2 protein-coding genes are annotated in these 1320 nt (G+C 56.5%); both read left to right on the forward strand.

Going from position 1 to position 1320, the window contains the following annotated elements:
• Positions 1 to 87 precede the first annotated feature (87 nt).
• Positions 88 to 324, forward strand: a complete 237-nt coding sequence (locus tag AB3X96_RS42400; protein WP_368594398.1) for a hypothetical protein — start codon at positions 88 to 90, stop codon at positions 322 to 324.
• 40 nt (positions 325 to 364) lie between these two features.
• Entirely contained in the window at positions 365 to 1294 is a 930-nt protein-coding gene (locus AB3X96_RS42405; RefSeq protein WP_368594399.1) for an ISAzo13 family transposase, read from the forward strand.
• Positions 1295 to 1320 lie beyond the last annotated feature (26 nt).

The following is a 1320-nucleotide window of genomic DNA, read 5'->3' on the forward strand; positions in this document are numbered from 1 at the left end:
AGGAACGGGTGAGAAATAACTTCTCGAAGTGACCCTGGCCGGTGCAAAGCGACGCTGGTAAGATGCGGTCATTCTGGAGGACAGACGATGCAGGCTGGTTACCGGGCTGAGATTGAAACGCGGATGAAGCGGCTGTACATGCGGTTGTCGGAGAAGGACCGACGTCGGTATGCGGCCGTGGAGGCGGACAAGCTGGGCCATGGCGGTTTCGAATATATTGCAAAACTGTTTGACATTGACCCGAAAACAATCAGGCAAGGGTTGAAGGAGCTGGAAGAAGAACTGGATCCGGCTGGAGAGCGGGTCCGAAAAAAAGGGGCGTAAATCCAGGTTAACTGACTATCCGGAGTGGAACGCGGTATTTCTGGACGTGGTGCGAGAGCATACGGCGGGCAATCCACAACACGGCGTCATCTGGACAGATCTGAAGCCACGCGAAATCGCACAGGCGATGACGCAGCAGGTAGACGCACGGGTGAGCGTGCGAACGGTCCGGCAGCTGCTAAAGCGCAACGGTTTTTCCCGGCGGCAATCACAGAAAAAAAAGTCGTTCAAATCCCACGCACAACGCGACGCGCAATTTCAGCGTATTGCACAACTCAAGGCGGAATATCTCGAAGACGGCCAGCCTGTCATCAGCATCGATACGAAGAAAAAGGAGATGCTGGGCAACTTCTATCGCGACGGCAAGCTCTACACGCGCGAACAGCTTGAAGTCTTCGACCACGATTTTCCGAGCTACAGCGAAGGCAGCGTCATTCCGCATGGGCTGTATGACATCGGCCTGAACAAGGCGCATGTGAACATCGGCGTGAGCCGTGACACGACGCAGTTTGCCTGCGACAGCGTGGCGCACTGGTGGGAAAAACACGGTCGCGCCGATTATCCCCAGGCCACACGGTTACTGCTGTTGTGCGATGGCGGCGGCAGCAACCCGAGCAATTCGTGGCTCTTCAAAAGCGATCTGCAAAAGCTGGCAGACCGGCTCGGACTGGAAATCCGGGTGGCCCACTATGCCCCATACTGCTCGAAGCATAATCCGATCGAGCACCGCGTATTCCCCCACATTACGCGAGCCTGCGCTGGCGTAGTCTTCAGCAGCGTCAGTCTGGTCCGTGAGCTGATCGAAAAAACCCGCACAAAAACCGGTCTGAAAGTTACCGCTGACATCCTTGACGGAGTGTATGAAGCCGGACGGACGGTCACCCGCCACGTCCGCGCTTCGCTCAACATCGCGTACGACTCAACCCTGCCTTCGTGGAACTACAGCATTCGCTCAAGGAACGGCGCATAGCGGGAAGTTATTTCGAGCGCGTTCCT

The organism is Paraburkholderia sp. BR13439 (assembly GCF_040948805.1).
In the GTDB taxonomy this organism is placed as follows: domain Bacteria; phylum Pseudomonadota; class Gammaproteobacteria; order Burkholderiales; family Burkholderiaceae; genus Paraburkholderia; species Paraburkholderia youngii.